Annotated in this window: 16 protein-coding genes; 2 read left to right on the forward strand and 14 right to left on the reverse strand. The window is 62.3% G+C overall.

All coding sequences use genetic code 11. From position 1 onward, the window contains the following. The first annotated feature begins 91 nt into the window (after positions 1-91). Positions 92-1,897, forward strand: a complete 1,806-nt coding sequence (locus JSO19_RS00805) for a DUF2207 domain-containing protein (RefSeq protein WP_270909149.1) — start codon at positions 92-94, stop codon at positions 1,895-1,897. Here the strand turns inward: JSO19_RS00805 and era are convergent. The 11 genes from era to lepA all read right to left on the reverse strand — a co-directional run bounded on the left by era (position 1,894) and on the right by lepA (position 12,620). Further along, positions 1,894-2,793: a GTPase Era gene (gene era, locus JSO19_RS00810; protein WP_270909150.1), complete on the reverse strand. Its 900-nt coding sequence runs from the start codon at positions 2,791-2,793 to the stop codon at positions 1,894-1,896. The two genes, JSO19_RS00805 and era, sit on opposite strands and share 4 nt — an antisense overlap. Further along, positions 2,783-4,102, reverse strand: a complete 1,320-nt coding sequence (locus JSO19_RS00815) for a hemolysin family protein (RefSeq protein WP_270909151.1) — start codon at positions 4,100-4,102, stop codon at positions 2,783-2,785. The genes era and JSO19_RS00815 overlap by 11 nt, the downstream gene beginning before the upstream one ends. Beyond that, complete coding sequence (gene ybeY / locus JSO19_RS00820) at positions 4,099-4,560, reverse strand: rRNA maturation RNase YbeY (protein ID WP_270909152.1); 462 nt, start codon at positions 4,558-4,560, stop codon at positions 4,099-4,101. Before ybeY ends, JSO19_RS00815 begins: the two co-directional genes overlap by 4 nt. Further along, positions 4,557-5,537 (reverse strand): PhoH family protein, encoded by a 981-nt coding sequence (locus JSO19_RS00825; RefSeq protein WP_442915667.1) that lies wholly within the window; start codon positions 5,535-5,537, stop codon positions 4,557-4,559. Before JSO19_RS00825 ends, ybeY begins: the two co-directional genes overlap by 4 nt. Continuing rightward, on the reverse strand, positions 5,530-5,877 hold the full coding sequence (locus JSO19_RS00830; protein WP_270909153.1) for a histidine triad nucleotide-binding protein: 348 nt from the start codon (positions 5,875-5,877) through the stop codon (positions 5,530-5,532). The genes JSO19_RS00825 and JSO19_RS00830 overlap by 8 nt, the downstream gene beginning before the upstream one ends. Before the next feature lie 9 nt (positions 5,878-5,886). Beyond that, positions 5,887-6,630 carry a 16S rRNA (uracil(1498)-N(3))-methyltransferase gene (locus JSO19_RS00835; RefSeq protein WP_270909154.1) on the reverse strand — a complete coding sequence of 248 codons (744 nt, stop codon included), beginning with the start codon at positions 6,628-6,630 and terminating at the stop codon, positions 5,887-5,889. Positions 6,631-6,632: 2 nt separating this feature from the next. Beyond that, positions 6,633-7,724: a molecular chaperone DnaJ gene (dnaJ, locus tag JSO19_RS00840; protein WP_217132036.1), complete on the reverse strand. Its 1,092-nt coding sequence runs from the start codon at positions 7,722-7,724 to the stop codon at positions 6,633-6,635. 30 nt (positions 7,725-7,754) lie between these two features. Further along, positions 7,755-8,798, reverse strand: a complete 1,044-nt coding sequence (gene hrcA, locus JSO19_RS00845; protein ID WP_270909155.1) for a heat-inducible transcriptional repressor HrcA — start codon at positions 8,796-8,798, stop codon at positions 7,755-7,757. Positions 8,799-8,864: 66 nt separating this feature from the next. Further along, positions 8,865-10,088, reverse strand: a complete 1,224-nt coding sequence (gene hemW, locus JSO19_RS00850; protein ID WP_270909156.1) for a radical SAM family heme chaperone HemW — start codon at positions 10,086-10,088, stop codon at positions 8,865-8,867. A gap of 1 nt (position 10,089) precedes the next feature. Then, positions 10,090-10,773 (reverse strand): DUF1990 family protein, encoded by a 684-nt coding sequence (locus JSO19_RS00855; RefSeq protein ID WP_270909157.1) that lies wholly within the window; start codon positions 10,771-10,773, stop codon positions 10,090-10,092. Further along, a complete protein-coding gene (lepA, locus tag JSO19_RS00860) occupies positions 10,770-12,620 on the reverse strand; it encodes a translation elongation factor 4 (RefSeq protein ID WP_270909158.1) in 1,851 nt (616 codons plus the stop codon). Before lepA ends, JSO19_RS00855 begins: the two co-directional genes overlap by 4 nt. A gap of 182 nt (positions 12,621-12,802) precedes the next feature. Between lepA and rpsT the strand changes: the two genes are divergently transcribed. Further along, entirely contained in the window at positions 12,803-13,069 is a 267-nt protein-coding gene (rpsT, locus tag JSO19_RS00865; RefSeq protein ID WP_270909159.1) for a 30S ribosomal protein S20, read from the forward strand. 311 nt (positions 13,070-13,380) lie between these two features. Here the strand turns inward: rpsT and holA are convergent, their stop codons facing one another. From holA to JSO19_RS00880, 3 genes are read right to left on the reverse strand one after another with little or no spacing between them, the layout of a single operon-like run. After that, a complete protein-coding gene (gene holA, locus JSO19_RS00870) occupies positions 13,381-14,388 on the reverse strand; it encodes a DNA polymerase III subunit delta (protein ID WP_270909160.1) in 1,008 nt (335 codons plus the stop codon). A 9-nt stretch (positions 14,389-14,397) separates the two neighbouring features. After that, a complete protein-coding gene (locus tag JSO19_RS00875) occupies positions 14,398-16,821 on the reverse strand; it encodes a ComEC/Rec2 family competence protein (RefSeq protein WP_270909161.1) in 2,424 nt (807 codons plus the stop codon). After that, positions 16,818-17,636 carry a ComEA family DNA-binding protein gene (locus JSO19_RS00880; RefSeq protein ID WP_270909162.1) on the reverse strand — a complete coding sequence of 273 codons (819 nt, stop codon included), beginning with the start codon at positions 17,634-17,636 and terminating at the stop codon, positions 16,818-16,820. Before JSO19_RS00880 ends, JSO19_RS00875 begins: the two co-directional genes overlap by 4 nt. Between the last annotated feature and the right edge of the window lie 108 nt (positions 17,637-17,744).

Raw genomic sequence — 17,744 nt, forward strand, 5'->3', positions numbered from 1 at the left:
CTAGGACTCGTCGCGGCAGCTAAGAAGAAGCGCCATGAACAGCATGCTGTAAATATAACACGGCTCGGCAAGCATTTCTTACACTAGAGGTATGCCCACACCATTTTTGTCGCTCGTGGCCACGCTCTTTTTGAGCGTTTCCTCGCTCTTTTCGCCGGCCGTGACCGAGTCGACCGTCGAAGACTTTTTGTACGAGTCTTGGGACACGAACATTGACCTCGAGACCACCGAAGATGGCAGGGCGGTCGCTCATGTCACTGAAACTCTCGTCGCCCTTTTCCCTGATCATGATCAGAATAAAGGCATCGTGCGCGGCATCCCTGCAAAGTTTCACGGCGCAAACTCCATGCCCGAAAATGTCACGGTGACCGACGAAAACGGCACCCCAACTCCGTTCTTCACTGAGACAGAAGATCGTTTTTTCGTGATCCTCACCGGCAATGACGACTACGTGCAGGGGCGCACCACCTACGTCATCACGTACGATATTCCAGATCCAGTGTTTGTTCCAGATGACGCAGCGGTCGATGAATTTCTCTGGGATATGGTCTCGGTTGACCGCGCCCAGGCAATTAGTTCGTTCTCAGCGAGCGTCACGGTCGACGACACCCTGAGCACCGCGTTCAATGGTGATATGACGGCATACGCTGGCGTTGCCGGCTCACGCAACACGGTGAACCTGCACCACGAGGGTAACCGTTTCAGCATCGATCCGCTGCCCCTCGGGCGCGACGTGGTCGTCACCCTCGGGCTCGGCTTTGCCAAAGACACCGTGGTGCAACCACCGAAACGACAGAGCAATCCCGTCGTGACCATCATGCCCTTTGCGGTCTCACTCGGCTCGATGGGCGCCGCGGTAGCCGCCCAGATTGCGTTCGTGCGATTCCGGAGGCGCCACCGGGAAACGGGCCGCGCGATCATCGCGCAATACGAGGCACCGGCCCAGCTTCCCCCGCTCATTGCGGCGGCCATCATGCACCCTGCCAGTCTCGACCCCATTGCTCCCGAATACCTACACCTCGCGGTCAAGGGCAACATTCGCATCGAAGAGCAGCTGAAGCCGAACGGCAACCTTTATCGCGACCCGCGCATCGTACTGCGCAATATGACTCCCGGTACGGCTTCGCACAGCGTCACCGACGATGCGCTCGACGCGGCAATGCTCGATGCACTCTTCACTTCGAAGCACCCAGAGTCCCGCGCCATCCCAAAGTCGTCGACGAAGTTTGCAAGCCGCATGGGGCAGCTCACGGCCGACGGAAAGAGCGAGAGCGACAAGCGCGGCTACTTCACGCGCGAGGCCAGCCCGGTTGCCAAGATTCTCAGCCTCGTCGGCATTGCGCTCGCGATCGTGAGCGGAGTGCTTCTCGCCTACGCTTCGGCAACCGGATTCGATCGCGGCATCACGCTCGTAGCGATGCCGCTCATGACGACGAGTTTCGCTTTGTCGATCGTCGGGCTTTTCAAACGCAGGGTGCACACACCGCTCGGTGCCGAAGCGTACGAGTACCTCGAAGGACTCAAACTCTTCATCTCGGTTGCCGAGACCGAGCGCATTCGCATGCTGCAGTCGTACTCGGGAGCGGAGCGCGCAGAGCTTGACGGGGTAACCATCGTGCAGCTCTACGAGCGCTTGCTGCCCTACGCCACGCTCTTCGGCCTCGAAAAAGAGTGGTCGCGCGTGCTTGCTTCACGCTATGAAGCAGAGCGCATCTCGACCCCATACTGGTACCCCTACCTCGCCACGCGTGGCATCACGAGCATGAGTAGCTCGCTGGGCGCGTTCTCTGGCGCGGTCACCTCGGCGGCATCGTACACGGCGAGCACAAGCAGCGGATCGAGCGGCGGCGGTTTTGCCGGCGGAGGTGGCGGCGGCGGGTTCTCAGGAGGCCGCTAGAAACCGAGTCGGTTGAGCTTCTTGGCGTCGCGCTGCCACTCCTTGAGCACCTTCACGCGTAGCGAGAGGTAGACGCGGCGGCCGAGCAGCTGCTCGATCTCTTTGCGTGCCTTCTCACCGATCGTGCGTAGCCTGCTGCCGCCCTTGCCGATAATGATGCCCTTCTGGCTATCACGTTCGACAATAAGGTTGGCGTAGATCTCAAGCAGGCCGTCTTCACGCTCTTCCTGGTCTTCAATCGTGACGGCGATCGAGTGTGGCAGCTCTTCGCGAACTTCTTCGAGCGCGGCCTCACGAATGAGCTCGGCGAGCCGGTCTTCTTCACTCTCTTCGGTCGTTTGCTCAACCTCGTAGAGGGGTGGCGATTCGGGCAGAAGTGAGAGCAAGAGGCTCGACATCTCTTCGAGCTGCCCCTCGTTTGAGACTGAGACCGGAATCACCGCGTCCCATTCCCTCAGCTGGTCAACGAGGGCGAGCTGATCAATCACCTGGTCGCGCCCGGCGGTGTCGATCTTCGTGACGATAGCGACCTTTTTCGCTTTCGGAAAGTCGTCGAGTTGCTCGTTAATATAGCGGTCGCCGGGGCCGATCGCTTCGTTAGCCGGAACGCAGAAACCAATGATGTCGACGTCGCCGAGCGTTGAATACACGAGGTCGTTGAGCCGCTCGCCGAGCAGGGTGCGGGGGCGGTGAATACCGGGCGTATCGACGATGATGATCTGGCCGTCTTCACGGTGGGCAATGCCCCGAATCACTCGACGCGTGGTCTGCGGACGGTTGCTCGTGATCGCGACCTTCTCGCCGATGATCGCGTTGGTGAGCGACGACTTGCCTACGTTTGGCCGGCCCACGAACGAAACGAATCCGGCGCGGAAATCAGGGTGCTCAGTCGTCATGCTCTTCCTTGTTCTCTGGAACTTCCATCATATCCTGCGTCTCGCGCCCGACCCACTTGGCGCGAACGCTCACGAGTCGCTGGCGCTTTTTCTCGACGTTCAGCACGGTGAGTTCGATGCCCGAGATTCTCACGACGTCACCGGGCTCAGCGAGTCGGCCGAGCTCTTTTGCGACGAGCCCCGCCACGGTTTCCACGTCGTCATCGTCAAGCTCTTCGTCAAAGAGTTCGCCAAGCTCGTCGATGTCGAGCCTGGCGTTAATGTGGTACGAGCCGTCGGGCTGCATAACGATGTCGGGGGTCTCTTTGTCGTGCTCATCGTGGATCTCGCCCACGAGCTCTTCGATCAAGTCTTCGAGCGTCACAAGCCCCGCGATGCCACCGTATTCGTCGACGGCGATCGCGAGGTGATTCGCTTCACGCTGCATCTCACGGAGTAGGTCGTCGGTGCGCTGTAGATCGGGCACGAAGCGCGCAGGCTTCATAACCCTCGTCACCTGCGAGTGCTGAGCTTCTTCGGTGCGGCGATGCACAAACGAAACGACGTCACGCAGGTACATGACCCCGATCACCCCGTCAGAGTCACCCGAGATCACCGGAATGCGCGAGTATGGCGAACTCATGAAGAAGTCGAGGGCCTCCTGAACCGTCACGGTTGACTCGATGGTGATCATGTCGGTGCGCGGCACCATGACCTCTTTGACGAGCGTGTCGCTGAACTCGACAACGGAGTGAATAATGTCTTGTTCGTCTTCTTCAAGTAGCTCTTGCTCCGCTGCGCGGTCAACGAGCGAAAAGATCTGCTCGTTCTTGAGCCGCTCGGCCTGGGTCGAGCGGGCAGAGAAGGCGCGCTCACTGATGCCGCTCATAACGGGAGCGAGCGGCGTGAGCAAGGTATCAAGCATGCGCACGAGCCCCACCGTGCCACGCACGATGCGCTCCGGGTGGCGCTCCCCCAACTGCCTCGGGCTCACGCTGATGACGATGATGTTGAGCACCACGATCGTCAGCGCGGCGGCAGCAAGCGTGACCCAGACGCTCTCCCAAATCTCGCCGTAGGCCAGGGTGATGAGCACCGCTGAGAACGTCTCAGCGGTAATGCGCATGAAGCTCAGGTTACGCAGATGGCGCTCGAGGTTGTCGCCGATAAGTTCAAGGCGGTCAGCCTTTGCGGGGTTCTCTTCGGCGAGCTCTTCGAGGTCGCTCTTCGAGAGAGCCGTGTATGCCGCGTCGATTGCGGCGAGCAGTCCCCCAGCAGCGGTGACAAGCACCGCGAGCGCCGCGAGACCGATAACGAGACCAGGAATCACGCGCCGGCTCCGCGCAGCAGATACGACTGCAGGAGTTGGTTCTGCAGCGAGAACATCTCGTGCTCTTCAACGGGCTCGGCGTGGTCGTAACCGAGCAGGTGCAGCATGCCGTGGGTAACGAGCACCAGCATCTCGGTCATGAGGTCGTGCCCAGCAGCATCGGCCTGGATCGCTGCGACCTGCGGGCACACCACGATGTCGCCAAGCAGGCCCGCCGGGGTTTGGGCGTCTGGCCTTCCGGGACGCAGTTCATCCATGGGAAAGCTCAGCACGTCGGTTGGACCGGGCTCGCCCATCCACTGCTCGTGCAGCTTCGTCATCGCGTCTTCATCAACGAGCAAAATCGCGAGGTCGGTATCGGGGTGAACGTGAAGCTCGGTGAGCACGAAGCTCGCGAGATCGTGCAGCGTCGCCTCGGTTGCGGGCATTGCTGATTCGTTGTTGATCTCGATGGTCACGGTTGATCCTTTCGCGAATCATAAGAGTCATAAGCGTCGACGATGCGGCCGACAAGGCTGTGGCGCACGATGTCATCGCTCGTGAGGTTACACACGGCGAGGTCGTCAACCCCGTCAAGAATGCGTAGGGCGTGTTTGAGGCCGCTCTTGGCGTGCGGCAAATCAATTTGCGTGGCGTCGCCCGTCACCACCATCTTCGACCCAAAGCCCAGGCGCGTGAGAAACATTTTCATTTGTTCTGGCGTTGTATTTTGTGCCTCGTCAAGAATGACGAAGGCATCATTCAACGTGCGCCCGCGCATGTACGCGAGTGGTGCAACCTCAATCGTTCCACCCCCGAGCAGTTGCGGCACGGCGTCGGGCTCCATAAGCGAGGCAATCGCGTCAAAGAGCGGCCTCAGGTACGGGTCGATCTTCTCTTCGAGCGAGCCCGGCAGGTAGCCAAGCCGTTCGCCTGCCTCGACCGCGGGCCTCGTCAGTACGATGCGCGAGACCTCGCGGCGCTGCAGGGCCTGAACTGCCTTGGCGACGGCGAGAAAAGTCTTGCCGGTGCCCGCTGGCCCCACGCCAAAGGTGATCGTATGCTGATCGATCGCGTGCACGTAGTCGCGCTGGCCCGCGGTCTGCGGGCGGATCTGCTTACCGCGAGTCTGCACGATAGGTTCGCTGAGCATCTGTTGCGCGGTCGTTTGGGGCGCAGAATCTCGCCCGGGGCGCCCAAACAGGCGCTCAGCCTCACGGGCGCTCACGGTACCCTGCGCAAGAGTCACTTCACGCAGGCCGTCAACGAGCCGTTCGATCTCATTCATCTCGTCGGAAGCACCGGTGAGAGTGAGGCGGTGCCCGCGAAGGAAAAAGGTGACGCCAGGAAAGCGTTCTTCGAGGGCGCGAAGATGTTCATCACCCGCACCAAAAAGGGCCCGCGGGTCGGCGGTGCCAAGAACAATGGTGCGGGAACTGTGGTGAGGGTCAGCCACCGAGGCTCTGCTCCTTCAAGTCGTCGATGAGAACGTGGGCGTGCACGTGAAAGACGGTCTGCCCGGCCGAGGCGCCGTTATTAAAGACGAGCCTGTACTCGCCCTCACCGTGTTCGTCGGCCAGTTGCTTCGCAACGGCGACCATGTCGGCGAGGAGCGCGGGGTCGCCAGCAGCGAGCTCGGTCACGTTCTCGTATGCAGTGGTTTTCGGGATGACGAGCAGGTGCACCTTTGCCTGAGGCGCGATGTCGCGAAAGGCGAGCACGCTGTCGCTCTCGTACACCTTCTCAACGGGAATTTCACCCGCGATAATCTTCGCAAAAATAGTTTCCTGAGCCATGCCGGTAGTCTACCAATGCCCCGCCGCAAGATTCAGTACCGAGAGCGCGGCGGCACCGGCACTTGAGGTGCGCAATACGTTCGCGCCGACCGTCGCTGTGATGGCACCGGCCGACGACAGCGCTTCAAGCTCTGCGTCGCTGAGCCCGCCCTCTGGCCCGACGCACACATACACGTCGCCGCTCGGGCTGAGTTCGGCCACCCGAGCCGAGAGCTCTGCGGCGTCCCTCGGGTGCAGCACTATCACGGTTGCTTCACCTGCAGCGGCGAGCTGCACGAGATCATTGGTCGTCATGGGCCCTGTCACGCGCGGCACGAAGGGCCGTATCGACTGTTTCGAGGCTTCGCGCGCAACCCGGTGCCACTTCTCGAGTCCCTTCGGCGCTTTCTTCGCGTCCCACTTCGAGATCGAACGGGCCGCCTGCCACGTGACAAAGCCCCAGGCTCCAAACTCGGTGCACAGTTCAACCGCCCGTTCGGAGCGGTCGCCCTTGGCGAGGGCCTGCACGATCCACACTTTTCGAACGGGCTCTGGGTACTCGGTCACCTCGGCAATCTCGACCGAAAAGGCGTTCTGCGACGCCGCGGTAACAGTGCCGCCCGCAATGGTGCCCTCGCCGTTGCCAACGAGAATGCTCTCGCCCACGCGCAGCCGGCTCACGGCGACGGCATGGCGCGCCTCGTCGCCGGTCACCTCAATGGTGCCGGTGAAGTCGGCGGGCTGAAGGCCCTCTCGCACGTAGAGATTCGCCATGGTTAGCGGAAGAAACGGTCGCGCATCTTGCCGAAGAAGCCCTGCTGAAACTCGCCGAACTGAGGCGGCTTATTGCCACGCAACTTGGCGAGGTTTTTGAGCAGGTCCTTCTCTTTCGAGCTGAGCTTGGTCGGAGTCACAACCTGCAGGGCGACCTTCAAGTCACCGCGCTGGTTCGACTGCAGGTGCTGAATGCCGCGCCCGCGAAGCGTCAAGATATCGCCCGCCTGCGCGCCGGCCTCAACCTCGATCTCGACCGCGCCATCGAGCGACTCAAGCGTCACCTCGGTGCCGAGCGCAGCGTCGGTCATCTGCAGGTTCACGGTCGCGAGCAGGTCGTAGCCGTCGCGGCTGAAGATGTCGTGGTGCTTGACCTGAAACTCGACGAACAGGTCGCCGTTCGGGCCGCCACCGGGGCCAACCTCGCCGCCGCCGCGAATCTGCATGCGTGTTCCGGTCTCAACGCCAGAGGGAATCTGAATGGTGGTTTCGCGACGCTCACGAGTGCGGCCCTTGCCACCACAGGTAATGCAGGGGCTCTGAATAACGGTGCCGAAGCCCTGGCAGGTACCGCAGGGGTGGCTCGTCACGACGTTGCCGAAGAGCGAGCGCACCTGGCGCTGCACCGAGCCCTCGCCGCCACACACGTCACAGGTGACGGGTGACGTACCTGGCTGGCAGCAGCTGCCCTGACACGTTTCACACAACACCGCGGTGTTGAGCGCGACCGTCGTCTCATCACCGAACATGACCTGCTCAAGCGTGACATCAATGCGAATGAGCGCGTCTTCCCCGCGCTCTGAACGCGACTTCGGCCCGCTGCCGCCGCCGCCAAAACCGCCACCGAAGAAGGTGTTAAAGATGTCGCCGAAGCCACCGCCGAAGGCGTCGTTGCCGCCCATATCGTACTTCTGGCGCTCCTGCGGGTCGCTCAGCACGTCATAGGCGTGAGTGACGAGCTTGAAGCGCTCCGAGGCGTCTTCTGAAGGGTTCACATCGGGGTGCAGCTCGCGCGCAAGCTTGCGGTAAGCCTTCTTGATTTCTTCAGGGGTTGCTTCGCGTGAAACCCCGAGAGTTTCGTAGTGATCTGCCACGAGGGCTGCTCCTTTTTGCGTTTCGTTGATCTAGAGGTTGCTCTCACCGAGCAACCGACCGAGGTATCTCGACACCGCCCGCATCGCGGCGATGTTGCGTTCATAGTTCATGCGAGTTGGCCCGAGCACGCCGAGCCTCGAGAGTGTAGCGCCACCAGCCTGATACTGGGTCGCGATGAGGGCGGCGTCAGGAAACCCGTACGGGAGGTTTTCGCGGCCAATCGACGCGCCGACCCCACGTTCATCGGTCGCAAGTTCCTGGATGAGGCGCAAGAGCACGACCTGTTCTTCAACCGCCTCGAGCACCGCCGAGAGGTTCTGAAGGGTCTCGCCAGGCCGCGACAGGTTTGCTGTGCCCGCGACCGCGATGCGTTGATTGCGGTTGGCGCTGAGCTGTTCTTCGACGACCTCAAGAACACTCACGACCGGCTCAAGCTCGTTGGGCTCTGCCCAGTCACCCGCGGTGCGAATGAGCTCTGTCACCCGAGCCTGGGCAAGCCCGATGTCACGCCCCATCACTTCAGTAGCGATGCGATCCCTCAGCCCCTGCACCCAGGCCTCGTCGACGATGGCGTGGCGAATGCGCGCGATGTGCTGCTCAACAGCCGCGTTACTCGTGATCACGACACAGAGCACCCGGTCTGGCCCGATCGCGACGAGTTCGATCTGCTTCACGTACCCCGCCCCAGCTGTCGGGTATTGAATCACAGCGACCTGGTGTGTGAGGCTCGCGAGCAGCCTGACGGTTCGCGCCATGACGTCGTCGAGGTTCTCGGCTTCACCCAGAAAGCGTTCGATCGCCGCGCGTTGCGCCTGCGTGAGTGGGCGAATCTCGGCGAGCGTGTCGACGTAGAGCCGGTAGCCCTTGTCGGTGGGCACCCGCCCACTCGAAGTATGCGGTGCGACGATGAGTTCTTCTTCTTCGAGAAGCGCCATATCATTGCGGATCGTCGCGGCCGATACCCCAAACGAGTGCCTCTCGACGATCGATTTCGAGGCCACCGGTTCGCCCTCGTTCACGAAGTCGTTCACGATGGCGCGCAAGACCGCGAGACCCCGGTCTGAGATACTCATTCACACCTCCGCATTGGCACTCTCAACACCTGAGTGCTAATACTAGTCGAACAACCTGAACATTTTTCACTGAAGCAGGCGATGAACGACCGTGTCTGAGAGCAGGCGCCCCCTGAGCGTCGGCACGATCCGCCCCGCAATCGCCGCTTTGCCATCGATTAAGCCCTCGGCGATCAGGCTCGCAACCTCGCCTCTTCCGGCTTCCTCGAGTTGCGAGATGCGCGCACCAGAGCGCAGTCGCGACTCAAGCATGACGCTCTCGATGCGCTGGTCTTCAGCCGTGAGTAGCTCTCGCTGGTGGGCAGGCGAAACGCCACGGGCGATGCGCTCGGCGTAGGCTGCGGGGTGCTTGACGTTCCACCAGCGCACACCTCCGATGTGTGAGTGAGCCCCCGGCCCGATCGCCCACCAGTCTTCACCGGTCCAGTACGAGAGGTTATGCCGCGATCGCAGTTCATCTGCCTTCGCCCAGTTCGAGATTTCATACCACTCGTACCCGGCAGCCTGCAGCATACCGTCGGCGAGCTCGTACATGGCCGCATGCAGATCGTCATCGGGCTGCGCAACCTCACCACGGCGAATTTGCCGGGCGAGCTTCGTGCCCTGTTCGACGATGAGTGCGTATGCGCTCAGGTGGTCGGGAGCACACGCGATCGCCGTCTCGAGCGAGGTGCGCCAGTCATCGAGCGATTCGCCGGGGGTGCCATAGATGAGGTCGAGACTCACCTGCAGCCCGGCATCCTTCACCATCTGGACAGCCTTCGGAACCATCGCCGGCTCGTGCGTCCGGTCAAGCGTTGCCAGCACGTGCGGCACAGCCGACTGCATGCCCATGCTCACACGCGTGAAGCCTGCCTCGGCGAGCGTCTCAAGCAACTGCGGGGTGACGGTATCGGGGTTCGCCTCGATCGAGACCTCGGCCCCCTCGGCGAGCCCCCACTCGTCGCGCACCGCGTGCAGCATCTCGGCAAGCTGCTCGCCCGGGAGAAGCGTCGGAGTTCCGCCGCCAAAGAAGACCGTCGAAACCTTGCGCTCGGGAAGCCCAGCTCGGCGCATGACCTCACCGGCTAGGCGCACCTCGTGCACCGCCTCGCCGGCATAGTTCTCGCGTTTTGCGCCGCGAAGCTCGGAGGCGGTGTAGGTGTTGAAGTCACAGTACCCGCAGCGCACCCTGCAATAGGGCACGTGCAGGTACACCCCAAAGTGACGTTCGAGGGCACCAGCGGTCACGCTTTCGGGCAGAGAACCGTCTTCGGGAGCGCTGACGCCCTCGGGAGGCTGGCTCGCCACGCTACTCTTCTTCTGAACTCGACGCGTTGATCGTCGCTTGCACGACGGGCGTGAGTGCGTGAAGCTGCTCGGCTACGCGGGCAATCTCTTTCTTCACGCCGCTCTTCGTGAGCAGCTTCTTGCTGCCCTTGCGTGCGTCGTAGAAGAAACCGCGGGCAACCGCCCACACCGAGTTATCAGAGCGCATTTCGACACGCAAGAAAGCCTCGCCGGCGATGTCAGACTCTGCCGCACTGCCGACGATGAAGCCGACACGGTTCGTCTCGTCGATGACGCTGATCACGCGCATGCTGCGCACGTCTTCGTCACCAATGCGGTAGTTCACCAGGTGCCCTGCCTCAAGATACGGAGTGCCGTCTGGAGCGAAGAGCTGCTCGTTCTCTTTCGGCCCTTCAGGAAGCCCGGTGTCGCGAAACGAGATCGATGCGTATTTCGATTCCTGCCCCTTATCGACGAGCTCAATCTCGATGTTGGCGCCCTTTTGTGCGCCCCAGGTCATGAGGGTCGAGGTGGCCGACATGAAGCGATCTTCGCCACTGCCGAGCAGCACCTCTTCTTCGAAGGGGGTGCTGCCAACAGGTGGATACTTCATGAGGTCGGGCGCCTGCGAGGCACCGACCGATGCGTAGCTGACCTCGTGGTCGACGTGTGTGGAGCGCCTCAGGATTGGCTGCTCATCGCTCACTTATTTTTCTCCTTGCCCTCGACGTCACCCGAGAGTGCGGCAATAAACGCTTCCTGGGGTACCTCAACGCGGCCCACCATCTTCATGCGCTTCTTGCCTTCCTTTTGCTTTTCAAGCAGTTTACGCTTACGACTAATGTCACCGCCGTAGCACTTTGCCAGAACGTCTTTGCGGATCGCGCGAATGGTCTCACGCGCGATCACGCGCGACCCGATAGCCGCCTGAATCGGCACCTCGAACTGCTGCCTCGGAATGAGTTTGCGCAGTCGCTCGGTCATGAGCGTGCCGTAGTGGTAGGCGCTGTCACGGTGCACGATCGCGCTGAACGCGTCGACCTTGTCACCCTGCAACAGGATGTCGACCTTCACGAGATCGGCTTCTTGCTCGCCCATCGGCTCGTAGTCAAGGCTTGCGTAGCCCTGCGTGCGGCTCTTCAGATGGTCGAAGAAGTCAAACACGATCTCGCCGAGGGGCATCGCGTAGCGAAGCTCGACGCGCTCCCCCAGGTATTCCATGCCGAGCAGGCTGCCGCGACGGCTCTGGCAGAGCTCCATGATCGCGCCGACGTAATCTTTTGGGGCGAGAATCGCGACGCGCACCATCGGCTCGCGCACGCTCATGATCTTGCCCTCGGGATACTCGCTCGGGTTCGTGACCGTAATCTCTTCGCCGTCTTCAGCGGTCACCGAGTAGACCACGCTCGGCGCGGTCGCGATGAGGTCGAGGTCAAACTCGCGGCGCAGGCGCTCCGAGATAATTTCGAGGTGCAAGAGCCCGAGGAAGCCACAGCGAAAACCGAAGCCGAGCGCAACCGAGGTCTCAGGCTCGTACTGCAGCGCGGCGTCTGAGAGCTTCAGCTTGTCGAGCGCCTCGCGCAGGATCGGATAGTCAGAACCATCGATCGGGTACAGGCCCGAGAAGACCATGGGCTTCGGGTCGGTGTAACCGGGAAGGGCCTCTTCGGCACCGTGGTGCTGGCTCGTGACCGTGTCGCCGACCTTCGACTGACGCACATCTTTCACGCCAGTAATGAGGTAACCGACCTCGCCGGTCGCGAGCCCCTTCGTGGGTTCGGGCCCTGGTGAAGAGACACCGATCTCGAGCGCCTCGTAGACCATGCCGGTCGACATCATCTGCACTTTTTCGCGCGGCGTGAGCCTGCCGTCAACCATACGAACGTAGGTCACAACACCGCGGTACGGGTCATAGACCGAGTCGAAAATCATGGCGCGAGCGGGTGCCTCCTGCTCACCCACCGGTGCCGGAACCTTCTCGATTACTCGGTCGAGCAGCTCTTCAACACCCATGCCGGTCTTGCCAGAGACCTTAATAATGTCTTCGGGCTCACCACCGAGCAGGTCGCAGATCTCGCGCGCGACCCGCTCGGGGTCGGCGGCCGGCAGGTCAATCTTATTGAGCACCGGAATGATTTCGAGGTCATGCTCCATTGCGAGGTACAGGTTCGCGAGCGTCTGGGCTTCGATGCCCTGCGCCGCGTCGACGAGCAGAATCGCTCCCTCGCAGGCGGCCAGCGAACGTGAGACCTCGTAGCTGAAGTCGACGTGACCGGGGGTGTCGATCATGTTGAGCGCGTACTCAGTGCTGTCGTGCTGCCAGTGCATGCGCACGGCCTGCGACTTGATCGTAATGCCGCGTTCTCGCTCAATATCCATACTGTCGAGGTACTGAGCACGCATCTCACGGTCGGGAACCGTGCCGGTGATCTGCAGCATGCGGTCGGCAAGAGTTGATTTACCGTGGTCGATGTGCGCGATGATGCAGAAGTTGCGAATCATGCGCGGATCGGTCGACGCCGGCACAGGGGGATGAATACTTCGAGGAGACATTGTGATTCAGTATCTCATGAAATCGCATAACGATGCTGTTTGCTCCTTTCGCGCGCGGCTTTTTCTGGTAGAGTTGCTTATTGGCTTGCGTGTGGGAAACCACACACCCCGCCAGGTAGCCCTCTTCTCTGCCGACGGGACTCAACCGTTAATGATTTTTAAGCTAAAGGACAAAGCACCAAGTGGCAAATATTAAGTCGCAGATCAAGCGCATTAAGACCAACCGCAAGGCTACCGAGCGTAACCGTGCAGTCAAGAGCGAGTACCGTACCCTCGCACGCCAGACCCGCGCAGCAGTTGCTGCCGGTGACAAGGCGCTCGCAGAGAAGAAGCTTAAAGAGGCTACCCGCAAGATCGACAAGGCTGTTTCGAAGGGCGTTCTGCACAAGAACCAGGCCGCGAACCGCAAGTCAAGGCTCGCACAGCAGGTAAACGCTCTCGCAGCGTAGTGACGCGTTTCACGTCAAGGGCCCTCACCGTTTGGTGGGGGCCCTTGATGTTTCTGGGGTCCGCGCTCCCGTCGTGCCTCGTGCCGCTCGGCTGATCCGCTGCCCGGCTGAATAGCCGCCCATACCGAATCACTTCCCTGCCACTGCGCTGCGGGCCCGTCCCGCTGATGCTCCGCCCGTCGATGCCTCGCTACTTGGATGCGCCGAGTGAGCATGACTTCGTCGAGTGAGTATCGGGATCGCGCTGTTTCCATGCTCACTCGACGAACTGATACTCACTCGGCGAGAAGAGACGGCGAAGCGCGGTGCGGTTAGGCTGCCGGGAGCGGAGCGCCCTTGCGGGCCACGAGCAGCACGAAGCGCTCGAGCGCGTAGACGGCGTCGCGAGACCCACCCTTGAGGGCGAGGTCGGTCGCCGCCGACTCCGTTATGACGCGGGCGAGGCCGCTTTCACGCCAGCCGCGCACGTCGCGCATGGCGCGGTCGACCTGCCAGGGCGGCATGCCGAACTCTTTGGCGAGTTGTGCGGCTGAGGCCTCTGCCCCGCACACCCGGGCAATGGCACGTAGCTTATAGTTGAGCGCGCCGAGCAGCGGGATCGGTTGCACGCCAGTATCGAGCGCCTGGCGCAGGAAGAGCAGCGCCTCACCAGCGTTTCCCGCGATTGCTGCGTCGGCGACCTTGAACGCATTCGTCTCGACGCGGCCGCCAGTCATGATCTCGACCTGCGAGAGCGTCACATTGCCACCGCTATTTTGGGCGAGCTGGCCGCACACCGCGATCAGCTCTTCAAGGTTTTCGGGAAAGGCTTGCACGAGTGCCTGCATCGCCCGCGGGTCGGCTTTGACGCCGAGCCTGTGGAACTCGGCACGCACGAGCGCCGGTAGGTCGCCGGGCTTTACTGCCGGGCACAGCACTTCGACGGCTCCAGCGGGCATCGCGCGGATCGCGTCGAGAAGTCCCTTGCCGCGTTGGCCTCCGCCGTGACGAATGACGAGGGTCGTGTCGGCGTCGGGAACCTCGAGGTATGCCTTCGCGTCGGTGATGAACGCGTCAGTGGCTTTTTCGGCGCCCATGACGCGAATGAGCCGGGGCTCGCCAAAGAGCGAGGGGCTTGCGAGCGTCATGAGCATGCCTGACTCGTACTGACTCGCCTCGACCTCGTGGATCTCGAGCGCCGGGTCTTGCTCACGCAGGACAGAGCGCATACGGAGCCAGGCGCGGTCAGCAAAGAGCTGCTCTGGACCGGTCACGAGCATGACCGGAACCGGCTGCACGTCTGACCACGAGAGTTGGGGAATCTTTGCTTTGGCTGCCACGGCTCTACTCTATCGTTCACTCCAGACAACGACGCGGTCGCCCTGCAGCGAAAGCGCGATCGAGCCGTGAGTATCGCTGCGCAACGGGATCGTTTTGGCCCTGGCGAGGTCGTCAAGCGCCTTGTCGCTCGGGTGCCCGTAGCGGTTCTCGACTCCGCTCGATACGAGACCGTACTCTGCGCCGAGTTGCTCAAGGAACTCGGCATCGGCATCCTTCGAGCCGTGGTGCGCGACCTTCACAATGTCGCAGCGCTCGTCTGGGTAGCGTGAGCGAAGCATTGCGTGGTCGGCCTCGCCCGTATCGGCGAGCATGAAGAGACACACCCCCTGAACATCAATGCGCATGACAATGCTCGCACCGTTCGCGCTCGTAATCGGCTGTTCTGTGGTCGGCGCGAGAATGCGCCACGAGAGGGTGGCGTCGGGGTTGTCGCTACCGAGGGTTCCTTGCATACCCTCAACCCCGATCCGATACGGGATCGAGTGCCGCTGTAGCTGTTGCTCGGGAGCGCGTTCTGCTGAGTCTCCGGTGACGGGACGTGAGATGAGCGCAGCCCGTGTGCGATCGAGCACGGCCCCCATGCCTCCGACGTGATCGGCATCGTCGTGACTGAGTACGAGTAGCGTCACCTCGGTGACGCCAAAGCGGTCTAGGCAAGCCGACACCGCAGTTTCATCGACCCCGGTGTCGGTGAGCATAACCCGATCGGGGTCTGCGGGGTCTCTCACGAGAAAGGCATCGCCCTGCCCCACGTCGCACATGACAACGAACCAGTCGCCGGGCGTCGTCACCCGGGTCATCACCGGTGAGGTGATACTGACCGCGACGAAGGTTCCGACGCCGGCCGCACCCAACGCCCACCAGAGGCGCCGCAACAACACCGGTGCATCAATGCGTGTTCGCCACCGCCCAACAGGCCTCATGCTCCGCAGCCATAGCGATGCGATGATACTGCCCTGGCATAGCGTTAAGAGCACGGCACCAACCGCGCCACCCGGCCAATAGAGGCGCGTGAGTGGCATCTCAGCGATCGTCAACGCAAGCCAGACGACCCACGACGAAGGAACGGCAGCGACAACCGTTAACCAGTGCCCGAGCAGTGGAGCCACGGGGGCGGCGAGCATCGCAAGAAGCCCGATACCGGTGCCAAGCGGCGCCGCGGGAGCTGCGAGAACGTTCGCAAGAATGCCGCCGAGCGCAAGCCCTGGCTGCAACAGCAACAGGAGTGGCCCGCAGGCAACCTGGGCAGCGATGGTCACGGCGAGTGTGAGCGCCAACGGCATCGGCAACCTTGCCCACCGCGAAAGCCAGCGGGTGATGCCCGGCGCCCAAAACATGATGCCTGCGGTTGCAGCGACCGACAGGGTAAAACCCGGGTGACGCGCTTGCCATGGGTCACCGATAAGCAGCACGATCATGGCGCACCCAAGCGAGGCAAACCCGACGCCACGGCGCCCACCGAACTGCGACAGCAGTGTCACGGCAGCCATGAGAGCCGCGCGTTGAATACTCGGGTCAGGACCAACGACGAGGGTGAACCCGAACAGCGCAGCCGCGCCGAACCCAATACGCAATCGCCTCCCGACCCCGAGGTACGAAACCACGATCATCGCCGCGGCAACAATGAGCGCGCAGTTCGCCCCCGACACTGCGATGAGGTGGGTGAGACTCGTCGTTTTCATCGCCGCATCAAGTTCTTCCGTCACGAGACTCGTGTCGCCGACGGTGAACCCGGGCACGAGGTCGGCGCCGTCAACGGCCGAGGCGTGTTCGATGATCGTGAGTCGTAACGAGGCGATGACTCGGTGCCAGGCCGCGGGGCTTTCGGCTACCGTGAGCTCTTGAACACTCACCATGTAGGCCGCTGAGCGTTGCGGTTCTGATGGCCGAAAACTCCCATTGAAACGCACCACCATTCCGGGAACCCACCGCGAAGAAGGAACCTCGGCGGCCCCGTCGAGTTGTTCGAGCGTGTCTTGCGAAAACCAGAGCAGCACCGGCACCGTACCGCGGTTGCTGAAGACACCTGCCTGCACCCACCCGTCGCCCGTCTCAGTACGCTCAACGAATCCCGCGAGCTTCGCCTCCCACATCAGTTTGTCGCGCGAACTCGTTGCTTCACGGTGATGGGTGCGGATCGTCGCCTGCTCACCCCCGCTCACCTCTGGCGCCTCGCGCACCCATTCTTGGTGTGCGATCTGCCCGGAAACGACCGCGAGAAAGGCGAGCGTCACGACGGAAAAGCGCGCCACACGCCGGGGCAGCTGAGCTTTTCTGAAGACGATTGATGCGCTGAGCATCAGGCCGCCAATTGCCAGCGAAGCCACCGTGACCGGCATCGCCCAACCCGGGCGAGTAATCAGAAACGCGGCTGCCGCCCATGACACAAGCGCAGCGAACAGCAGCCGCCAGGTGCCCGGCGGTTTGTTCACGGGGCGGTCACAAGGTCGCGCAGCTCGGCAAAGACCTTCGGGCCAATACCTGAGACGTTCATAAGGTCGTCGACGCTACGAAACCCACCGTTTGCGTCGCGCCACTCAATGATTCGAGCGGCGAGGGCCGGGCCAATACGCGGCAGAGTTTCGAGTGTCGCCGCGTCGGCGCTGTTGAGGTTCACCGACCCACCAGCATCGGGAGCGGCGGTTCCCGACGCGCCGGGCTGCTCGCTTTGCTCGCCCTCTGCGGGAACGAGTATCTGTTCACCATCGATCACCTCACGCGCGAGGTTGACCCCGACGAGCGAGGCTTTATCGGTGACTCCCCCGGCCTTTTGGATCGCTTGCTGCACCCGATCACCGGAGGCTAGCTCGATGACCCCGGGCTTCTTCACTTCACCCAGCACGTGCACGAACACGCTCGCACCCTCGGCGCCTTTGCTCGCCCCCTCGCCGGGAGCCGCGCCGCGATCGCCCGCGCCGCGGGAATCGCTCGAGCCGACTTCTCCGCTCGAGGCCTCTTCTCCCAAGATTTCGCTCGCGTTCGTTTCATCGTCGCCTGAGCTTTCGGCACTCTCGAGCGAGAAGGCATGGTTCGAGCGCACGAGCGCGAGAACCACCGCGACCAACACCACGAGGATAAAGATGATCACGCCAGCCGCGGGCGGCGTCGCGATTGCTCGAAAGAGTCTTCGCGGCAGCGGCTCCGGCACCTTCCACGAGGCGGCCTCACCGTCGCGCCGTGCGGCAGGGCTTCTGGGTTGCTCTGCCGCGCTTCCCGGCTTCGGCACCGTGTTCTCATCGAGGTTCATGGGGTGAACGTTACGTGAGACGACGCGTCAGGCGGCTGCCATCACCAGGTCTTCAAAGAGGACCCGCTCGAGAGCCGGTGTGAACGGCGAAAGAGGCGATGATCCGCC

It is taken from the genome of Leucobacter sp. UCMA 4100 (assembly GCF_027853335.1).
Classification (GTDB): Bacteria; Actinomycetota; Actinomycetes; order Actinomycetales; family Microbacteriaceae; genus Leucobacter_A.